General features: G+C 66.5%; 17 protein-coding genes. 10 read left to right on the top strand and 7 right to left on the bottom strand.

Annotated features, from left to right (window positions below; all coding sequences use genetic code 11):
- The first annotated feature begins 104 nt into the window (after positions 1-104).
- From QBK88_RS18320 to QBK88_RS18310, 3 genes are all read left to right on the top strand, one after another.
- Positions 105-482, top strand: a complete 378-nt coding sequence (locus tag QBK88_RS18320) for a DUF2946 domain-containing protein (protein ID WP_277963132.1) — start codon at positions 105-107, stop codon at positions 480-482.
- Positions 483-564: 82 nt separating this feature from the next.
- Complete coding sequence (locus QBK88_RS18315; protein WP_277963131.1) at positions 565-1,941, top strand: PepSY-associated TM helix domain-containing protein; 1,377 nt, start codon at positions 565-567, stop codon at positions 1,939-1,941.
- 163 nt (positions 1,942-2,104) lie between these two features.
- Positions 2,105-2,602 (top strand): DUF1543 domain-containing protein, encoded by a 498-nt coding sequence (locus QBK88_RS18310; protein WP_268140933.1) that lies wholly within the window; start codon positions 2,105-2,107, stop codon positions 2,600-2,602.
- 138 nt (positions 2,603-2,740) lie between these two features.
- Here the strand turns inward: QBK88_RS18310 and QBK88_RS18305 are convergent, their stop codons facing one another.
- The 5 genes from QBK88_RS18305 to QBK88_RS18285 are packed head-to-tail and all read right to left on the bottom strand — an operon-like array spanning position 2,741 to position 7,815.
- Positions 2,741-4,006: an NAD(P)/FAD-dependent oxidoreductase gene (locus QBK88_RS18305; RefSeq protein WP_445764956.1), complete on the bottom strand. Its 1,266-nt coding sequence runs from the start codon at positions 4,004-4,006 to the stop codon at positions 2,741-2,743.
- 2 nt (positions 4,007-4,008) lie between these two features.
- Positions 4,009-4,197 carry a hypothetical protein gene (locus QBK88_RS18300; RefSeq protein WP_277963183.1) on the bottom strand — a complete coding sequence of 63 codons (189 nt, stop codon included), beginning with the start codon at positions 4,195-4,197 and terminating at the stop codon, positions 4,009-4,011.
- Between the two features lie 51 nt (positions 4,198-4,248).
- Positions 4,249-5,196: a dihydrodipicolinate synthase family protein gene (locus tag QBK88_RS18295; RefSeq protein WP_277963129.1), complete on the bottom strand. Its 948-nt coding sequence runs from the start codon at positions 5,194-5,196 to the stop codon at positions 4,249-4,251.
- Between the two features lie 55 nt (positions 5,197-5,251).
- The gene (locus QBK88_RS18290; RefSeq protein ID WP_277963128.1) at positions 5,252-6,178 is read right to left on the bottom strand and encodes a 4-hydroxyproline epimerase; all 927 of its coding nucleotides are present in this window, start codon (positions 6,176-6,178) and stop codon (positions 5,252-5,254) included.
- Complete coding sequence (locus tag QBK88_RS18285) at positions 6,175-7,815, bottom strand: APC family permease (RefSeq protein WP_277963127.1); 1,641 nt, start codon at positions 7,813-7,815, stop codon at positions 6,175-6,177. The genes QBK88_RS18290 and QBK88_RS18285 overlap by 4 nt, the downstream gene beginning before the upstream one ends.
- Before the next feature lie 226 nt (positions 7,816-8,041).
- Between QBK88_RS18285 and QBK88_RS18280 the strand changes: the two genes are divergently transcribed.
- The 3 genes from QBK88_RS18280 to QBK88_RS18270 all read left to right on the top strand — a co-directional run bounded on the left by QBK88_RS18280 (position 8,042) and on the right by QBK88_RS18270 (position 11,065).
- On the top strand, positions 8,042-8,845 hold the full coding sequence (locus QBK88_RS18280) for an AraC family transcriptional regulator (protein ID WP_277963126.1): 804 nt from the start codon (positions 8,042-8,044) through the stop codon (positions 8,843-8,845).
- 130 nt (positions 8,846-8,975) lie between these two features.
- Entirely contained in the window at positions 8,976-10,268 is a 1,293-nt protein-coding gene (locus tag QBK88_RS18275; RefSeq protein WP_277963125.1) for a poly(ethylene terephthalate) hydrolase family protein, read from the top strand.
- Positions 10,247-11,065 carry an alpha/beta hydrolase gene (locus QBK88_RS18270; RefSeq protein ID WP_277963124.1) on the top strand — a complete coding sequence of 273 codons (819 nt, stop codon included), beginning with the start codon at positions 10,247-10,249 and terminating at the stop codon, positions 11,063-11,065. Before QBK88_RS18275 ends, QBK88_RS18270 begins: the two co-directional genes overlap by 22 nt.
- On the opposite strand, the gene QBK88_RS18265 is transcribed toward QBK88_RS18270, so the two are convergent.
- Positions 11,050-12,231: an MFS transporter gene (locus tag QBK88_RS18265; protein WP_277963123.1), complete on the bottom strand. Its 1,182-nt coding sequence runs from the start codon at positions 12,229-12,231 to the stop codon at positions 11,050-11,052. The genes QBK88_RS18270 and QBK88_RS18265 overlap by 16 nt on opposite strands.
- Before the next feature lie 249 nt (positions 12,232-12,480).
- Between QBK88_RS18265 and QBK88_RS18260 the strand changes: the two genes are divergently transcribed.
- Genes QBK88_RS18260 through QBK88_RS18245 form a run of 4 tightly spaced genes read left to right on the top strand, consistent with a single transcriptional unit; the run spans position 12,481 to position 19,179 of the window.
- On the top strand, positions 12,481-13,488 hold the full coding sequence (locus QBK88_RS18260; RefSeq protein WP_277963122.1) for an ABC transporter substrate-binding protein: 1,008 nt from the start codon (positions 12,481-12,483) through the stop codon (positions 13,486-13,488).
- 32 nt (positions 13,489-13,520) lie between these two features.
- The gene (locus QBK88_RS18255) at positions 13,521-15,773 is read left to right on the top strand and encodes a TonB-dependent receptor domain-containing protein (protein WP_277963121.1); all 2,253 of its coding nucleotides are present in this window, start codon (positions 13,521-13,523) and stop codon (positions 15,771-15,773) included.
- 12 nt (positions 15,774-15,785) lie between these two features.
- On the top strand, positions 15,786-18,536 hold the full coding sequence (locus QBK88_RS18250) for an exo-rhamnogalacturonan lyase family protein (protein ID WP_277963120.1): 2,751 nt from the start codon (positions 15,786-15,788) through the stop codon (positions 18,534-18,536).
- Positions 18,526-19,179, top strand: a complete 654-nt coding sequence (locus QBK88_RS18245; RefSeq protein ID WP_277963119.1) for a DUF6250 domain-containing protein — start codon at positions 18,526-18,528, stop codon at positions 19,177-19,179. Before QBK88_RS18250 ends, QBK88_RS18245 begins: the two co-directional genes overlap by 11 nt.
- Here the strand turns inward: QBK88_RS18245 and QBK88_RS18240 are convergent.
- Positions 19,160-20,146 carry a LysR family transcriptional regulator gene (locus QBK88_RS18240; protein ID WP_277963118.1) on the bottom strand — a complete coding sequence of 329 codons (987 nt, stop codon included), beginning with the start codon at positions 20,144-20,146 and terminating at the stop codon, positions 19,160-19,162. The two genes, QBK88_RS18245 and QBK88_RS18240, sit on opposite strands and share 20 nt — an antisense overlap.
- Positions 20,147-20,289: the final 143 nt, after the last annotated feature.

Genomic DNA, 20,289 nt, shown 5'->3' with positions numbered 1-20,289 from the left:
ACGGATACGGGCCAAGGGGCGGTTATGCGTGAGCGGCGCGGCTGATTCCAATCACGACACGCTGCCCTGTCGGGTGGCGCGCCAAAATGGTACATTCCCCGCCCATGACCCTTGCCCGTAACCACCGCTCGCTGATTGCCTGGATGCTGTTCGCCTTCATCCTGTGCAACGGCCTGGCCTGCAGCCTGTGCCACGGGCAGATGCTGGGTGCGTTTTCCCAGCCGGCCAAGGTCGAGCGCGCCATGGCCCACGCCGACATGCCGGGCATGGGCGACATGGGCAAGATGAACATGGCGCCCACTGCCATCAAGAGCATGGACAATGCCTGCTCGTTCGCGGCCACCGTAGCCCTGGCGCTGATCTTCTTCCTCGCCCTTGGCTGGTTGATTCGCCGCCTGCGCGTGGCCCTGCCACCGCCCCTCGGGCCGGTACGGCCACCGCCGCGCTACCTGATTCCCGCCCTTCAGCCACAAGCCCCTTGAGCCTTCGGCCCCGTCTGTTTTTCCGACCTCTTTGACTACCGGGCCTGCGCGCTGGCGCGCGGTTGCCCCTTGTGGTGAACCTATGTCTGAACATGCTCTGAAAACGGCGCCTGGGGCGCCGGGGCCGTTGCTTGCCCTGTTGAAACGCTTGCACTTCTACGTCGGCCTGCTGGTAGGGCCGTTCCTGCTGGTGGCCGCCTTGAGCGGGGTGCTGTATGCCCTGACGCCGCAGTTGGAGAACCACCTGTATGACCAGGCGCTTCACACCGCCAGCCGCGGGCCAGCGTTATCCCTGGCGGCCCAGGTGGTAGCGGCGCAGGCCGTGGTGGGGCCGACGGCACGGGTGGCGGCGCTGCGTCCGGCGCCCAGCGAGGGTGAAACCACCCGCGTCATGTTCAACCAGCCGGGCCTGGGGGCTTCGGCCAACCGGGCCATCTTCATCGACCCGGTGACGGCACAGGTACGCGGTGACCTGCCGGTATACGGCACCAGCGGCGTGTTGCCTTTGCGTACCTGGATCGACCAGTTCCACCGTGGGCTGTTGCTGGGGGATGTGGGCCGCCTGTACAGCGAGCTGGCCGCGTCCTGGTTGTGGGTAGCTGCGCTGGGCGGGGTGGCGCTGTGGCTGGCCCAGCGGCGGCGCAAGGCCAGTGCGCTGCGGCGCTGGCATGCCACCACCGGGTTGTGGCTGCTGGTGGGCCTGCTGTTCTTCTCGGCCACGGGGCTCACCTGGTCGCAGTGGGCGGGCGGCAACATTGGCGTGCTGCGCGGCTGGTGGGGCTGGTCGACGCCCAGCGTGAGCACCGAGCTGGGCCAGCCCATGGCGATGAGCATGCCCATGGATGAACATGCCCAGCATCACGGCATGACGATGGCCGCGATGCCGGCCCTGACCGACCCGGGGCTGTTCGACCAGGTATTGGCCAGTGCCCGCGCCGCCGACATTGGTTCACCCAAGGTGGAAATTGCCCCGCCTGCGGCCGCTGGCAAAGCCTGGACGGTGACCGAGATCGATCGGCGCTGGCCCACCCATGTCGACGCCGCGGCCATCGACCCGGCGTCCCTGAAGGTGGTGAGTACCGTGCGTTTCGCCGACTACCCGATGGCCGCCAAGCTGACTCGCTGGGGCATCGACGCGCACATGGGGGGGCTGTTCGGGGTGGCCAACCAGGTGGTGCTGGTGGCATTCGCCAGCGGCCTGGTGGTGATGGTGGTGTGGGGGTATGTCCTGTGGTGGCGCCGTCGGCCGATCCTGGTCATTGGCAAGACCCGGCCCCAGGGGCTGGTGTCCGCGTGTCGCGCCCTGACCCCGGCGCAGCGCATCGGCGTGCTGGCCGTGGCCATTGCGCTCGGCCTGGCCCTGCCGGTATTGGGTGGCAGCCTGGTGCTGGTCGTCGCCTGGGATGCCCTGGCCGGCCGCACCCGTAGCCAGTGGGCGCCTATCGAAGAGCGTTACTGACGGACTGCCTGCGGTGCTGTGACGGGCCAGGCCTGCTGCTTGCTTGCAGCAACGGACCTGGCCGCGTCGCAGACACCGCGCATTCAAGTAAGACGATGGTCCCTGTCGCCTGCTGGAGGTTCAGCGGTTACCATCATCGTCGTTCAGAGTTCGGATACCCCCAATGCTTTTCATCGTCATGCTGGGTGGCAAACACCCTCGCGCCCGTATCGAGGTGCACGACGTCGCCTTCGCCGTCGCCGATACCCTCCAGGCAACCTACCCGCAGCTGCGCCAGGCCTGGTTTGGCAGCCAGTCCGGCCTGCACATCGATTCGTGGATGAAGGTCGACGGCGTGGAAGGCTGGAAAGTCGAGCTCAGCCCCCTGGCGCCGGCGCCCGGCGCGCCGCGACTGTATTTCATCAACCTGGGTGGTTATGAAGACCAATCGTTTGGCGAGGCGCATGAATACCTGCTGGTGGTCGCCCATGACCCCAACGAAGCGAAAGCCAAAGGCAAGCGCCAGATGCTCGCCCACTGGCAAAAGGGCCACACCGACGCATTGATGGACGTGGACGACTGCCTGGCCATCGACTTGGTGGGTGGGCGCTACATTCACCTGGTCGAAGCGCCGCATCAGGGCGTGGTACAGCACAACGACTACATCGTGCTACCTGCCTGACTCCCCCGAGTATGGCAGGGCCGGTAGGGGGCTGTAGGACCGGGCGAAGCTCGGGAAGGCCGCACCGCGCTGTGCCTGATACACCGCGCCGTCCGCTTCCCGAGCTGGCGCCCGGTCCTACCGAGGGACGCAAACTCGCTAAAACCGGCTCACGCGATACGCCAACGGCGCTGGTTGCCCAGCTGCCAGCGCCGCCACCATTTGGGCCGTCACCGCAGCCTGGGTCAGCCCCAGGTGCTGGTGCCCGAAGGCCAGCAGCACGCGCCCGTCGCACAGGCTGTCGATGACCGGCAACGAGTCCGGCAGGGAGGGGCGAAACCCCATCCAGGGCGTGGCGGCTTCGGCATTCAGTTCGCGCTTGAACAGGCCCCGGCTCAAACGATGAAGTTGCTCGGCCCGGCCCGGGGTCGGTGGCCGCGCCAGGCCGGCGAACTCGACGGTGCCCGCCAGCCGCAGGCCTTCGGCCATGGGCGTCATGATGAACTTGCGCTCCAGCGAGGTGACCGCGAACGGCAGGCGGCCATGCTCATGGGGCAGCATCAGGTGATAGCCGCGTTCGGTGTCCAGGGGTACGCGCTTGCCGGTGAGCGCGCGGGTCAGTGGCGCCGAGTGGGCACCGCAGGCAATCAACACCCGGCGCGCGTGAACGCTGCCCAGGTCGGAAGCCAGCACCACACCCCCGTCATTGAAGTGCGCGCTGTTCACCTGCTGTTGAACAAAGCGCACACCCTGGGCCTTGGCCGCTTTCACCAGCTCATCCACTAGCCGGTAAGGGTCCAGAAAATGCCCGGTTTCGGGGAAGAACAAACCGCCTTGCAGGTGTTCACTCAGTTGCGGCGCGGCGTCGCGCACCGCTTGGCTCTGCCATGATTCCACCGGTACTTGCTGCTCGCGCATGCGCGCGTGCAGCGCGTCGATGGCAGGCAGCGATTCCGGGCGCTCGAACACCAGCAGCGAGCCGTCATGGCGTAGCAGTTGCGGCCGTTCGATGGACTGCAGCAGGCGCTGCCAGGCGCCCAGGCTGGCCTCGTTGAGCGCGCGAATACCGGCCACCGTGCGCTGGTACGGCGCCGGGCGCAGGTTGAGCAGCAGGCGCGTGAACCAGGGCATCGCCTTGGGCAGGTAGCGCCAGTCCAGGCGCAATGGGCCCATGGGGTCCAGAAGCATCCCGGGCAAGCGCTTGAGAATCGACACGTCGGCGATGGGAAACACTTGCTCGGTGGCCAGATGCCCGGCGTTGCCGTAAGAGGCACCCAACCCCGGACCCTGGGCATCAAGTACCAGTACCTGATGGCCCTGACGGGCCAAGGCCAGGGCGCTGGTGACACCGATGATGCCGGCGCCGACCACGGCAATTTCAGTGCACAAGGGCGCGTTGCTTGCGCAAAAACCAGTGGCTCCCATGGTCAGGCTTCCCGTCGGCCGTCAAGCAGGCGGGGCAACCCCAGTGGGTTGTCCTGGGCCACACGGTCGCCCATGCCGCTTCGGCAGGCGGGCGCCAGCGCCTGCCCGGTGCTGGGGTCGATGGCGTGGATCGCCGTGCCGCTGCCAGCCACGGCCTGCTGGCCGATCAGCCTCTTGCCTGTCAATGTCATGGGGTGTCCTTGAAAAGAGGGGCTGGCCAGTGATGCCGGCCAGCCGTGGGCTCAGGCCAGGTTGTGCTCGGCCGACCAAGTGGCGTACCACTGGCGGAACAGCGCGTACTGGGTTTCGGCGTAGCGGCGCTGGGCAGCGCTGAGCACGTCGGTATCGTTGAAGTGAAGGGTGTATTCGTGGTCGCCGTTGAGCACCATCAAGTGCTTGTAATACAGCACCAGGTCGCAGCCCTCGTCGAAGGAGGACAGCACCGCCAGCGCCGACTCAAGCTCGCGGGCCAGGCGCCGTGCCGTGGCGTCGCCCTTGGCGGCTTGCTTGCTCAGCGCCACCAGTTGCAGTACTTCGCGGGGCAGGGCGTTGCCGATGCCGGTGATGGCGCCGGTGGCGTTGCAGTTGACGAAGCCGTGCACCACCTGGGTGTCGACGCCCACCATCAGGGTCACGTCATCGTCCTGGGAGGTGATGTTCTCCGCTGCATAACGCAGGTCGGCGGCGCCGCCGAATTCCTTGAAACCGATGAGATTGGGGTGTTCGCGACGCAGCTCGAAGAACAGGTCGGCGCGGGTGGCGAAACCATAATAGGGGCTGTTGTAGATCACTGCCGGCAGCGTTGGCGCGGCTTGCAGAATGGCCGCGAAGTGGGCCTTCTGGGCCGCTGGCGAAGCGCCCCGGGACAGGACGCGCGGAATCACCATCAGGCCGTGGGCACCGACTTTGGCGGCGTGGGCCGCATGGGCCACTGCTTCACGGGTGTTCACCGCGCCGGTGCCGACAATGGTGGGCACGCCGGCAGCCACCAGGCGGGCAACGCCTTCCTGACGCTGAGCTTCGGTCAGCAGCGGCCAGTCGCCCATGGAGCCGCAATACACTACGGCGCTCATGCCGATGTCGATCAGTTCCAGGCCCTTGGCCGCCAACGCGTCGAAATCAGGGGTGCGCGCGGCAGTGCAGGGGGTCATCAGGGCCGGCATGCAACCGGTGAAAATGTTGTCGCTCATGGTGACTCCTTCCAGTGTTCAGTCGGGTATCGGATGGCAAGAAAAACGCGGGGGCTCAGATGCCCCACGCAAAAGGGTCCTGTTCGTCGATCAGCAGCGTACTGTTGGCGGTCATGTAGGCGCGGCCGGTGATCGAGGGGCGAATGCGCTCGCCTTCCCATTCGAAGCGGCCTTCGAATTGGCTGCCGGTGATGCTTGCCTGCACCCAGCGTTCACCTGCGGCCAACTTGCCGTCGGCGGCCAGGCAGGCCAGCTTGGCGCTGGTGCCGGTGCCGCAGGGGGAGCGGTCGTAGGCCTTGCCGGGGCACATGACGAAATTGCGGCTATCGGCGTTCTCATCGGCGGCAAACAGCTCGACATGGTCGATCAGGCCACCGTCTTCACCGTGAATGCCTTGGGCTTCCAGCGCCTTGAGGATGGCCCAGGTGAAGGCTGTGAGGCGCTCCGCATTGCCCAGGCGGATGTCTTCGTCATGCTCGGCAACGAGGAAAAACCAGTTGCCGCCCCAGGCGATGTCGCCGTGCACCTGGCCGAACCCGGGCACGTCCACCGGCACGCGCTGGCGGTAGCGGTAGGCGGGCACGTTGCGCACGGTCACGGCGCCGTCGTCGTGCAGGGTGGCACTGACCTGGCCCACCGGGGTGTCGATCTGGTGTTCGCCAGGGCCGATCAGTCCCAAGTGTTGCAGTGAGGCCACCAGGCCGATGGTGCCGTGGCCGCACATGTTCAGGTAGCCGCTGTTGTTGAAGAAAATCACCCCGCAGGTGGCGTCCGCTGATACCGGCGGGCAGTACAGGGCCCCCACCAGCACGTCGTTGCCCCGCGGCTCCAGCAGGCAGGCGCGGCGCCAGCGGTCGTGGTGCTCGCGCAGATAATCGCGCTGTTCGGCCAGGGTGCTGCCGGCCAGGGTGGGGAAGCCTTTCATCACCAGGCGAGTGGGTTCGCCACCGGTATGAGAGTCGATGACATGGACCTGTTTCATGAGGCTTTCCAGTTCGAGTAGGTGGGGTTGGCGGTGGCCCGGGAGTCGGCGGTGTCGCCGCTTTCGCTTTCGGCGTCGTCCGCCTCAAGGCGTACCAGGTGCTTGGGCACACCGGTGGCGGCGCCCCAGTAGTAGATGGCCAATGCGCAGGCGGCCACCACCACGGTGTCATAAGGGTGCGCCAACACGCCGGTGCCACCGAAACTGCCCAGGTACGACAGTAGAATGGTCACGGCGTAGAAACCGATGAGCCAGGCCGAGGAGCGCACTTGCTGGCCGATGTTCAGGTGGTCGGTGGGCACCAGGCGGTGGCACAGCAGGTACACCACGAACATCAGAATCTGCAGGCCCAGCAGCCAGGATACGGTGGCCCAGCCCGACCAGTAGACGATCAGCGCGGCGATGATGAATGACACGGGGCCCAGCACCGCGAAGCCCTTGACCCGGAAGGGCCGTGGCATGCCTGGGGCGTTGCGGCGCAGGGCGGCCACCGAGATCGGCGCGATCGCGTAGCTGAGCACCAGGGCGGCGGAGACCACGTTGATCAACGCTTCCCAGGACGGGAACGGCAGGGTCCAGAACAGCGACAAGCCGAAGGTCAGCCACAGGGCGGGGCGCGGAATGCCGGACTTTTCGTCAATGCGGGTGAACACCTTGAAGAACGTGCCGGCGCGGGCCCAACCGTAGATCACCCGTGGCGTGGCGTTCATGTAGATGTTGCCGCAGCCGCTGGGCGAGATCATCGCGTCGGCCACCACCAGGTACGCCAGCCAGCCCACGCCCAGGGCCAGGGCGATGTCGCGGTAGGGCAGGGAGAAGGCCTTGCTGATGCCATTCCAGCCGTCGGCCAGCATTTCAGTGGGCACACCGCCCAGAAAGGCCAGTTGCAGCAGTACGTAGATGGCGGTGGACAGCAACACCGAGAGGATCAGCGCAATGGGAATGGTGCGTTGCGGGTTCTTCACTTCGCTGGCCACCGAGATGATCGGCGTCAGCCCCAGGTAAGCGAAGATGATGCCGCCGGCCGACACCGCCATCTCGATACCCGACAGGCCGAACGGGGCGAAGCCGTGCACGGTCAGGTTCTCGGGCTTGAAGAAGGTGAACAGCACGCCGATCACCAGCAACGGCACGATGAACTTGAACAGGCTGATGAAGTTGTTGGCCTTGGCGAAAGTCTTCACGCTGTAGTAGTTGAGGAGGAAGAACAGCACCAGCAGGGCGAACTGCAGCAGCCAGCCGGCCAGTGTCGGGTTGCTGCTGCCGGCCTGGGTCAGGGACGGGAACCAGGCCGCGGCATACTGCCGGGCGGCGACCACTTCGATGGCTACCAGGCTGGAGAAGGCGATGATAGTGATGAAGCCCATCAGGTAACCCATCAACGGGCCGTGGGAGTACACCGGGTAGCGCACCACGCCACCGGCGCGGGGCAGGGCGGCGCCCAATTCGCAGTAGACGATGCCCAGCAGCAGTACCGCGAAGCCACCCAGCAGCCAGGACAGAATCCCCGCGGGGCCGGCGATGGTGGACACGTGGCTGGCCGCGAACAGCCAGCCGGAGCCGAAGATGGCGCCCAGGCCTATAAAGGTAAGGTCGGTGAGGGAGAGTTGTTTCTTGAACTTGCCTGAACCTGACATAGCGTCGCCTTTTTGTGTGTTATTGATCGGCAGTGATGTCGCAGGTAGCCCCGAGGGGCAGTTGTTATTGGACGTGCGGCTACAGTGAACCGAACAGCCTGTCGGGGCTTGATGCTTTTCGTCATCGGCGATGACGAAATCGGCACAATGGTGTGTTCGGCCCCGGCTGGACAGGCCCACCCTGGCTGGGGCAAGCTGCGCTCACCCTACGGCGGGAGAGCCCCTGATGGACCACAATGCCCTGGCGTTCCTGTGCCCTGACCACGCCTGCCAGCGCCCGGAAAACCTGCAGCACATGCTGGCCGGGGTGGCGCCCCTGCTACCCATGCTGGACGTGATTCCCAACGCGGTGATCTTCATCAAGGACCTTCAGGCGCGCTACGTCATGGCCAATCGCACGCTGGTGCAGCGTTGTGGTTTCAAGCGCTTGCAACCGTTGCTGGGCAAGACCAGCGCCGACGTATTTCCGGCGCAACTGGGGCCGGGCTACACCGAGCAGGACCGGCGGGTACTGGAAGACGGCCGGGTGCTGCAAGACCAGCTGGAAATGCACCTCTACGGCAGCCGGGAACCAGGTTGGTGCCTGACCCACAAACAGCCCATCTACAACCGCCGAGATGAGATCATTGGCCTGGCAGGCATCTCCGTGGACCTGCAATCGGCCAGCGACAGCCACCCGGCTTACCAGCGCCTGGCGGCGGTGGACGACTACATCCGCACGCATTTCCACCGCAACGTCAGCATGGGCGAGCTGACCCGCATCGCCGGTATTTCGGTGGCGCAGCTGGAACGCTACTGCAAGCGCGTGTTCCACCTGACGCCGCGGCAGATGATCCACAAAGTGCGGCTGGAGCATGCCCACCGTTTGTTGCATACCGACCTGCCGATCACCGACATCGCCCTGCACTGCGGCTACACCGACCACAGTGCCTTCACCCGCCAGTTCAAGACCCTGACCGGCTTTACCCCTCGCCAATACCGCCAGGCCACCGGCCTCGCGGAACCTGCAGGCAAACCGCTCCAGGACTGAGCCCGCTCGGGAAGCTCACGACGCGGTGGTGCGCTTATAGCCAACACCGCATCAACGGCGCTTTTTGGTGATTGGACGCAACCTCATCACCATGCGATGTTAGCGCTACCAATTACCAAGAGCCCCCGCAATGAGCGTCAAGCACCTGCTTTGCCTGTGTTCCCTATTGCTGCCCTGCAGCGCGTTTGCCTTCTATGGCGATGCCCGCCCCGATGCCCCGGACCTGGCGGCCACCGGTACCTACAGTGTCGGTGTGCGCACCGAGCAACTGGTGCACCACGACCAGTTGGACATCCTCGCAACCCCACCCGGCCAGCACCACGACCGCGCGCTGCGTGTGGAGCTCTGGTACCCGGCCAGCCTAAGGCCCGGCCAGCAACCCGGTACCACCTATACCGACGTCCTCGGCGCCGGTGCCGATGACCCCAAACGCCCCAACACACCGTTCCAGTTCGCTGGCCGCGCGGTGCGTGACGCTATCCCCACTCCCCAGGGCCGCTACCCGCTGGTGATCCTGTCCCACGGCTACCCGGGCTCGCGCCTGCAGATGAGCTACCTCACCGAGCACCTGGCCTCGCGCGGCTACGTGGTGGCCGCCATCGACCACACCGATTCGACTCGCGCCGACAAGGCCGGTTTCGCCAGCACCTTGCTCAACCGCCCGCTGGATGACCTGTTCGTGCTCGACCAGGTGGCGGCCTGGGCCCGGCCCAACAGCGGCCATTGGCTGGCTGGTAAAGTGGACGTGGACCACAGCGCCCTGATCGGTTATTCAATGGGGGGGTATGGGGCCTTGCTGGTGGGCGGCGCGGGGCTGAGCCAGGCGGCCGTGAACTTCGTGCCCGGTGGCGTGTTGCAGCGCTTGCAGGCCGGCAACCCCGAGTACGCCAAGCTGCATGACCCACGCATCAAGGCGCTGATCGCCTTTGCTCCCTGGGGCGGGCGCCAGGGCTTTTTCGATGCCAATGGCCTGGCCGGGCTGACCCTGCCGACCCTGTTCGTGGTCGGCGACCAGGACGATATCGCCGGCTACAGCGATGGCGTGCGGCGCCTGGCCGAGGGGGCGGTGAATGCCGATCGCTACCTGCTGGTGTACCAGAATGCCCGCCACAACGTGGCGCCCAACCCGCCACCGCCGGCCGCCAGCGCTAACCCCGAGGACTTCTCGGCCTACAGCGAACCCGCCTGGGACAGCACCCGCCTGAACAACCTCAACCAGCATTTCGTCACTGCGTTCCTCGACCAGCAACTCAAGGGCCAGGACCGCAGCAACTACCTCACGCTGGTGCCCAGGGCCATCGACGGCCAATGGAAGGTCGATGCCCAGGGCAAGCCCCTGCCGGGCCACACCTACTGGGCCGGGTTCAGGAACCGCAGCGCGGTGGGCATGGAGTTCTACCATTGGCCAGCCGCGGGAAAGTGACACGGCTGGCCGATCAGGTATATGGGCGGCCGAACGGCGCGGCGCCCTTGACGCTGGACCTGTACCGGCCAGCCGACCATCGCCCCCGGCACCCGTTGCTGGTGTTTGTCCATGGCGGCGGCTGGGAAGCCGGCGATGCGCGCAGCAACGTCGCGTTCACCGACTTCCCTGCGCAGTTGCAAGCCTTGGCGGGTCAGGGGTACGTGGTGGCGTCGGTGAACTACCGGCTCAGCGGCCAGGCCCCGTACCCGGCAGCGGTGGATGACATTCACACGGCGCTGGCCTGGTTGCACGCCCACGCCGGACCGTTGGCCATCGACCCTCAACGTACGGGGTTGTGGGGCGTGTCGGCGGGGGCGCACCTTGCCGCACTGGCAGCCTTGACGGCGCGGCCAGAACAGCGGGTGCAGGCCCTGGTGGCCTGGTACGGCGCCTTTGACTTAGACACGCTGGCGGCATTCCCTCCGGCCACCGCCGACGCGGCGCGGCGCTGGCTGGGCTGCACCACGGGCACGTGTGCACACGCGTTGCCCGCCAGCCCGGTCAGCCACCTGAGCGGGCTGTTGCCGCCGACCTTGCTGCTTCACGGGGATCAGGACGCGGTCATCCCCGTGGCCCAGTCACAGGGAATGCATCAGGCCCTGCGACGGGCGGGCGGCGATAGCACGCTGATCGTCATCCCAGGCGTGGGCCACAGCTTCGCCAGTCCCGACCTCGCACGCCGCCAGGCTGCGATCGAGCAGGCCATGCACGCCAGCGAAGCGTTCTGGCACCGGGTGCTTCAACCGGCCGGCTGAGCCCGGGGCAGGGCGGGTGTGCCGGGCAGCGCCAGGCCCAGCACACCCAGCAGTGGCAGCGCCGCGCACAGGCGGAACATCGTCACCATGCCCACCTGGTCGGCCAGTTGCCCCAACCCGGCCGCGGCCACGCCACTGACCCCGAAGGTCAGGCCGAAAAACAACCCCGCCACCAGGCCGGTCCGTCCCGGCAACAGTTCCTGGGCCATGACCAGGATGGCGGCGAAGGCCGAGGCCAGGACCAGACCGATGAGGACCGCCAGCACCAGGGTCCACGGCAGGCTGACGTAGGGCAGCAGCAAGGTAAACGGGCAGGCGCCGAGGATCGACATCACCACCACCGGCTTGCGCCCGATGCGGTCCCCCAGCGGGCCGCCGATCAACGTGCCGGCGGCGATGGCGGCCAGGAACACGAACAGCTGCACCTGCGCCTGGGCGGTGGATAGCTGGAAACGCTCGATCAGGAAGAATGTGTAGTAGTTGGCCATGGCCGCCAGGTACACGTACTTCGATAGCACCAGCACGGCCAGCAGGGCCAGGGGCCGGCGCACGTCGGCGGTCAACAGGGTCGGGCGCTGGCGCGGCGCCGCTGGCCCCACGGCATTCGGCACTGCTGTCACCAGCCAGGCCAGCAGGCCGGCGCCAGCCAGCGCCAGGGCCAGCAGCCAGAGCGCGCCCCGAGCCAGGGGCATCAACAGCAACGCCGCCAGCAGCAAGGGGCCCAGGGCCGAACCGATGTTGCCGCCCAACTGGAACAGCGACTGCGCCAGCCCCGGCCGCCCGGCCGCCAGTTGCCGTGCCAGCCTCGAGCCCTGGGGGTGAAACAGCGACGAGCCCAGCCCGACCATCGCCGCGGCGGCCAACAGGCCATGGAAACCCTCGGCCATTCCCAGCAGGCCCATGCCCGCGGCCATGCACAGCATTGACAACGGCAACAGCCGCGGCAGCTCGAAGCGGTCGACCAGCGCACCCACCAACGGCTGGCACAGCGAGCCGCAGGCATGGAACGCCAGGGTCACCAGGCCGATCTGCGCATAAGTGAGGTGCAAGTCGAGTTTGAGGCGCGGGTACAGCGAGGGCAGCACGGCCTGGAACAGGTCGTTGAACACATGGGCGCCGGCCAGCAGCAACAGCAGGGGAAGGGTGGTGCGCGAGGTACGGGTCATGGCAGGTCCGGCAGGCAGGGGGCGCCCCGTGGCCGGGACGCTGGGGCCGGTCAGTAGACCCCGTTGCCGGCTGTGTGGCCAATGCATATTCATCAAAGTTTTTTTGCGTGTCGCGAATAACCGCTGGCGCCCGCCAGTGGCCTGACTTATGCCGAATCAATGGGTTGCATGCGTTTTTCGGTATTTAGCCCAGACCCGTCCGTCGTGGTTTAACGGCGCCGTGCCCCCCAACCCCCCCACGGAGCTTGCATGTACCGATCCCTGTTCACCGCGCTCACCCTCAGCCTGTGCTGCGCCCATGCTTCGGCGCACACCCTGTTGCGCGTGGCCGTCCCGGATATCGGCGCAGGCACCACGCCTGCCGGTGGTGGTCTGGTGGACGTGATCCATAACCAGCAGCTGCTGGAGCAGGCCTTCGCGGCGGACGGGGTCGAGGTGAAGTGGCTGTTCTTCAAAGGCGCCGGGCCGCTGATCAATGAATCCATCGCCAGCGGCCAGGTGGACATGGCCTACCTGGGCGACCTGGCCAGTATCGTTGGCAAGGCCAACGGCCTGGACACCCGCATCGTCGCCGTCGCCGCCCGGGGTGTCAGCCACTACCTGGCGGTGCCGCCGGACTCGCCGGTCAAGAACCTGGCAGACCTCAAGGGCAAGACCGTGGGATTGTTCCGTGGCACTGCAGCGCAGTTGTCCTTCATTCAAGCGCTGAACACCGCGGGCATGACGGAAAAGGATGTGCGGGTGGTCAACCTCGACTTCGTCGCCGCCAGTGCCGCCCTGGCCGCCCGCCAGATCGACGCCACCTGGGGCGGCGCCAACGTCCTGGCCCTGCGTGACAAGGGGCTGGCCGCCGTGCCGCTGTCCACCCGCAGCCTGGGCGGTGCCGGGGAATTGGCCGGCCTGGTGCTGGTGACCGGGGCCCTGGCCCAGGCCCACCCGGACTGGCCCGCACGCATTGCCCAGGTGCAGCGCCAGGCTGCCGACTGGGCCGCCGCCCCAGAGCATCGCGATGCCTACCTGCGGTTGCAGGCGGACCAGGCGGCTTACCCCGAGGCCATCCTGCGCGCCGACCTTGAAGGCGCGGCGCCCTTGTCGGTGCTCCTGTCGCCTACCCCTGACCCGGCGTTCATCGGCCGTTTGCAGCAAGCGGTGGAGGTCGCGCTGAAGGCGCGATTGATCCGCCGTGATGTTCAGGTCCGCGACTGGCTGGCCACCCCCCCACCGGGCGTACCTGCGCAGACCGCCGCCGCTCATTGAACCGAACCGCCCCACGATTGCACGGACACCCCATGAAGCACTTTGCCCTGAACCCCTGTACCTCGCTACTGGCGTTGATGATCGGCAGCGCCAGTACCGGCGCCTTCGCTGACGAGACCAGCCCGGCCGCCTCCAGCACCGAGCCGCAACTGCAGACCGTCAAAGTCGAGGCCGCGCGCGCTGTCGATGCCCAGCAACCGCCAGCGTCCACCCAGACCCTGAGCGGCACCACCTTGCAGCAGCAGCGCATCGACCGTCTGCAAGACTTGCAGCAACTGGCCTCGGGCCTGGATGTGGCCACGGTCAACGCGTACGACACACGCATCACCATTCGCGGGGTGGGTGACGGCGGCGGCAGCGAGATCAACATCGGCATGCCCAGCAGCGTCGGGCTGTTCCTCGACAACGTGTACCTCAGCCGCCCCGGCATGCTCTCCAACGATCTGGTGGACATTGACAGCGCCAGCGTGCTCAGTGGCCCCCAGGGCACGCTCAAGGGCTATAACACCACCGGTGGCGCCATCGACATCCATAGCCGCCAACCCACCTTCACCCCCGAAGGCTCGGTGCGCCAGTCGGTGGGCAGCCATGGCTACACCCAGACCCAGGCCATGCTCTCCGGGCCCCTGGGCGACGGCTGGGCCGGGCGCATCAACCTGTCCCACACCGAGCGCGGTGGCACGGTGGAGAACATCACCAACGGTCATGAACTGGGTGGCAGCATCCAGGACGGCTTTCGCGGCCAACTGCTGTACAAGCCCGACGATGATTTCAGCCTGCGTTTGATCGCCGACTACAACAAGGCCAGCAGTGACCCGGTGCTGGTGCTGGACGCCACCCATGCCATCAATGGCGTCGACACCTACCGCAACCGCGCGGCGCTGCTGGGCGCGGACGTGGTAAGCGGTGGGCGCAAGGTTGCCCTGGACGATGAAAGCAGTGCCAAAGTTGCCCAGGGCGGCGTTTCCGCCGAGGCCAACTGGCGCCTGGGCGAGGGCTACAACCTGCGTTCGGTGACCTCGTACCGTTACTTCGGCTTCAAGCCCAAGACCGCTGACAACCTGGACGTGCCGCTGTATTCGGACAGCGGCGGCGATGTACGCGACCGCGTCTGGTCCCAGGATTTTCGCCTGGACTCCCCCCGTGGCGAGTTCTTCGACTACGCGTTGGGCGCCTCCTATTTCGGCGAGAACCTGGACACCTATGCCCACGACCATTACGCGGCGTATTACCCGACGATCTATTACGCCAGCACCACCAATACCAACAAACTGGTGCAGCGCTGGGGCGAGCTGAATGAGGAAGTGCTCTCCACCTGGGCTCAGGGCACCTGGCACGTGACCGACACGTTCGACATCACCGCCGGCGCCCGCGAAACCTACGAGAAGAAATCCGGCTCGTTCCGTCGGGTCAACAAGAACGACTTCGACTCCGGCGACCTCAACCAGTACAGCCACCTGCCGGCGGCCATGGTCAACTTCAGCTACCAGTTGCAGCCGAACCTGCAGACCTACCTGACGGTGGCCTACGGGCAAAAGTCCGGTGGCCTTAACATATCCTCTGGCGCGGCCACCAAGGCCGGTACCGACAGTCTGTTCATCGACCCGGAAACCACCAAGGGCGCCGAACTGGGCTTCAAGGGCCATTGGCTGGATAGCCGGGTGAACCTGGACACGGCGCTGTTCTGGTCGCAGATCTCCAAATTCCAGACCACCGCCTACGACCTGGACAGCCAGAGCAGTTACCTGATCAACGCCGGCACCCTGCGTTCGCGAGGGGTACAGACCACCTTGAACCTCAAGCCCCTGCCGGGTTGGAGCATCGACTTCAACGCCACGCTGCTGGACAACAAGTACCTGGATTTCAAGAACGCCACCTGCCCACCGGAAGTGACCCTGGCGGCCAACGCCCCGGCCACCTGTGACCAGAGCGGCAACCGCGTATTCCGCTCGCCGAAGCTTACCTACACCCTCGGCAGCCGCTACGAGTGGCAGGCCCTGGACGGCCTGGATGCCTTCGTGGCCGGGCGTTGGGCCTATCGCACCTGGGCCTATGGCACGGTGGACGACTCGGCCTTCACCCGCATTCCCGGCTATGGCGTGCTGGCGCTCTCCACCGGCCTGGGCGGCAAGTACGGTGAGGGGCACTGGAGCACCTCGCTGTGGGTGAACAACGCCCTTGATAAACGTTACTACCAGTCGCTCAATACCGGCGACTACGGCACTGCCTTCGGCGTGCTGGGCGACCCGCGCACGGTGGGCGTCACCCTCGGTTATGACTTCTAGGGGCGCGAAGCAATGGACTCGATGATGTTCAACCGCCGCAGCTTCATGCGCGGCAGTGCGCTACTGGCTGGCGGCGTTCCCTTTATCGGCAGTGCCCGGGCGGCTAAGCCTGCGTCCGGGCCGTTGCGCACTGCCTTGGGCTGGCTGGGCGGCAACGTCCCGGGCAGTTTCGCCGGGGTCACCTGGGGCACGCCCTGGCCTCAGGGCCTGGTACCGGCCAGCAGCGGTTTCGAGCTGCGTGGGGAGGGCCAGGTGGCGCCCGTGCAGAGCTGGCCGCTGGCCTATTGGCCGGATGGCAGCCTGAAGTGGAGCGCCCATGCCCTGGGGCCCCAGTCACAGGTGGCAGCCCGCTATGAACTCGGCCCATTGGTGGCGCCGCCGGCCGCCAGCGCAAGCCTGGTGACGGAGCACGCGGACCACCTGGTGCTGGACACTGGCGTGCTGCGCTGCGAAATTCCACGCCAGGGCGATGTGCTGCTGGCCCGTGTCAGCCGCCAGGGCCAGCCGACCCTGCAAGGCGGCCACCTGCTGCTGCACGTCCAGGGTGACCCTGACCAGCCGGGTACCCGGCTCGAGCAATACCGCAGTCAGATCGACACCGTGGTGGTCGAACAGCAGGGCCCGGTGCGTGCGGTCATCACCTTGCGCGGCAGCCACCAGCTGAGCCAGGGCACGCGGCGCCTGCTGCCCTTTACCCTGCGCCTGTACGCTTACGCCCACAGCGACCGTTTGCGCCTGGTGCACTCGTTCGTGTTCGACGCCGACGAGCATCAGGACTTCATCAAGGGCATCGCGCTGCGCTTCGACACCCCGCAGACGGCGGCCCTGCACGACCGCCATGTCCGCTTCGTGGCGGCCAATGGCGGTGTCTTCGCCGAAGCGGTACGCGGCCTCACCGGCCTGCGTCGCGACCCCGGGGAAGCGGTGCGGCGTGCGCAGATCGAAGGCCGGGCGACGCCGCCGGTGGCGCAGTTCGCCCCTGAAGTTGCCCAACGCCTGCAATACATCCCGGCGTTCGGCAGTTACCGCCTGCTGCAGGCCCACCCGGACGGCTATCAGATCACCAAGCGCACCGCCCAGGGCCATGGCTGGCTCAACAGCGCCACCGGCGAGCGCGCGGCCGGGGTAGGTTACCTGGGGTCGCCCGGTGGCGGCGTGGTGTTCGGCGTGCGCAATTTCTGGCAGAGCTACCCGGCGCAACTGGATATCAGCGACGCCCATACCGACCTGGCCCAGGTGACGCTGTGGCTATGGGCCGCCCAGGCGGCGCCCATGGACTTGCGGTTTTACCATGACGGGATGGGCGAAACCGACTTCCCCCGCCAGCGCGAAGCCCTGGACATCACCTACGAGGACTACGAGCCTGGGTTCGGCACACCCTTGGGTGTGGCGCGCACCAGCGAGATCGAACTGCAGTGTGTCGCCGCCACGCCCAGCAACGCGCAACTGGTGGACATCGCCCGGCGTATTCAGGACCCACCCCTTCTGGTGGCCGACCCTTCCCGTTTGCACCGTGCCGGGGTGTTCGGCCCTGACTGGGCACCCGCAGACCCCTATGCCTCGGCTACCCGCGGCCTTGAAGCGCAACTGGCGTTCTATTTCGACTTCTACCGCGACGAAGTAGAGCAGCGTCGCTGGTACGGTTTCTGGGACTACGGCGATGTCATGCACACCTACGACGAAGACCGCCATGTGTGGCGTTACGACGTGGGTGGCTACGCCTGGGACAACTCCGAACTGAGCACCGACCTGTGGCTGTGGTACTACTTTCTGCGCACCGGGCGCCATGACGTGTTCCGCATGGCTGAAGCCATGACTCGCCACACCGGTGAAGTGGACGTGCACCACATTGGCCGCTTCGCCCCGCTGGGCTCTCGGCACAACGTGCAGCACTGGGGCGACAGCGCCAAGCAGTTGCGGATCTCCACGGTGGCCAACCGTCGGTTCCTGTATTACCTGACGGCCGACGAGCGGGTAGGTGAGTTGATGCACGCCCAGGTCGAGGCCTTGCGCACCCTGCGCGAGGTGGTGCCAGGGCGCAAGGTGGGCCAGCAGCGCGATGCCCGCGACGGCTACGCCAGCATCGCCTTCGGCACTGACTGGGGCGCCATCGCCGCGGCCTGGCTCACCGAGTGGGAGCGGACCGGCGACCCAGCGCTGGCCCGTCGCCTGCGCAACAGCATGGACAGCATCGCCGCCCAGCCCCATGGGTTTTTCACCGGTGTCGGCGAGATGGAACTGGACAGCGGCCGCTTCGATATCGACACCAGCGGCAAGCTGACCGTGTCGCACCTGTCGGCCGTGTTCGGTTTGGCGGAAATCTGCAGCGAGCTCTTGCAGGTATTGCCTTCGGCACGGTTCGAAAGCGCCTGGCTGGATTACTGCAGGTTGTACAACGCCCCCGCCGAGCAGGTGCGCCATGCCTTGGGCAAGCCGCTGGGCAACCTCAACCTGGCCCAGGGCCACGCGCGCCTGACTGCATTCGCCGGCTGGCGGCTGAACGACCGCAGCCTGCAACGCCGGGCCTGGCAAGAGTTCGCCGCCGGCTCCGGGGGTATCCCGCGGCCCAACCGCGAACTGCACCAGGTGCTGGTACCGGCCTACGTGCGGGACCTGAGCGAGCCGGGGCCGGTGTCCGTCATCGATGAACGCGCGGGCACCTCGGCGGGCGCCAACCTGTCCACCAACGCGGTCGCCCAATGGGGGCTGACGGCCATGGCCCTGCTGGCGCTGGCCGGCCGCCCGATTTCCCATGAGCAGTGAAGCTGGAGTGTTCTACATGGAAGGCAATACCCCGGGACCTGTGATCATCCAGGACCGTTTTCAACACCTTGATACCCGCCGGTGGCGGGTGGAGGCCGAGTGCCCTGATGACTCCGCGGTGACCGTCCAGGGCGCAGGGCTGGTGATGGACACCAGCGCCGGCATGACCCTGTGGCTGACAGAGCGGCTTGCCGGCGCCTACCGCATCGCGTTTCGCCGCCAGGTGCTGGTGGAAGGGAAGGCCAATGACAGGCTGTCGGACTTCAACTGCTTCTGGGCGGCCCACGAGGTGAATGGAAGCGGGTTGTCAGTGCGCGACGGCGTGCTGGAAAGCTATGACTCGCTGGCCACCTGGTACGTGGGCATGGGCGGCAACGGCAATACCACCACGCGCTTTCGCCGCTACGACGGCAGTGTGCGCCGGCCTTTGCTGGGCGAATGGCTGGATGAAGGGCACCTGCTCAAGGCGGGGCACGATTATCAGGTAGTGATCGAAGTCACCGCTGACGGCACCGGCTTCAGTGTCGACGGTGAACGGGTGTTCCACCAGGCGCTGGCAGGCTTGCCTGCGCCGGGTTACTTCGGTTTCCGCTCGGTGTGGTCCCGGCAGCGGATCACGGACTTCAGTGTGCAAGCCCTGTAAGCACATCTCGCAGCCGGTCGCTGCCATCGCTTGGCAGCGGCGGCAAGCCGGCTTCCACGGCCTGCATGGCCCGGTCAGCTTCCAGGAAGGCTTCGATCAGCGTCTGTGCCAGGTAGGACAGCTTGTAGCCGGCGCGGCTGACGATGCCGTAGTGGGTGTAGAACTCCGCTGCCTGCGGGTCCAACCCACGCACCTTGAGCAGTTTGAGGCCCTGCTGCAGGTAGGGGTTGCTGCGGCTGACGTTGGTGGTGCCTATCGCATCGGAATGCTGGATCACGGCCACCAGGCTATAGCCATTGTCGCACTCGATGCTGGTCTGGAAGTCAGGGCGGCCGCTGAGCTCCACCAGCGCCTTGCGCAGGTTGGGCGGGCGCACGGTACCGGCCAGGGGGTAGCTGAACAGTTGCTCTACGCTGACCTCATCGAAGGATGCCAGCGGATGGCCGATGCGGCAGCAGAACCCCCAGCGGTGAGGGCTGAGCAATTGCACCCGGTAGTCGGGGTCGAATTCGAAATGGCGGGCGTCGGCGACGAAGAACTCGCATTCCTCGGCCAGCAACCGTTGCCCCAGGGCCTGCCAGTTGTCCACGTGGAAGCGCAGGCGCACCTTCGGCAGTTGGCGGGTGAAGTGGCCGATGGCCTGGGGCATCAGCCAGGCGGCGGGCGCCGGGCCGCAGCCGAACGACAGCTCGCCGGCCTCGCGCTCGTTGAATTGGCGCACTTCATTGATCAGGTTGTGGGCGTTGCCCACCAGCAGCCGCGCGTGCTCCAGCACGATCAGGCCTTTCTTGGTGGGCTCCAGGTTACGATTGCGATCGATCAGCCGTGCGCCGAAGCTTTGTTCCAGCGCCTGGATACTGCGGCTGAAGGCCGACTGGGAGATATTGACCGACTGGGCGGCGAGGCCGAAGTTGCGAAACTCGACCAGGGCAATGAAGTGGCGAAGCTGGCGCAGATCCAGGTGCATGTTGACGCGGGTTCCAGAGGCCGGGGGGCGGTTACTGTGCCCGTTTCCCGGCGCCGGGGGAAAGAACCAAAAAAGCGCGCACCGGCGGTTTTGGCATAAGTAAGTGGCCCCGCGTAGCGGCGTCCCGAACGCCGCGCAGCATC

Source organism: Pseudomonas sp. RIT-To-2 (genome assembly GCF_029623465.1).
In the GTDB taxonomy this organism is placed as follows: domain Bacteria; phylum Pseudomonadota; class Gammaproteobacteria; order Pseudomonadales; family Pseudomonadaceae; genus Aquipseudomonas; species Aquipseudomonas silvicola.
The sequence above is the reverse complement of the archived record's forward strand: the minus strand, read 5'-3'. Positions and strand labels throughout refer to the sequence as shown.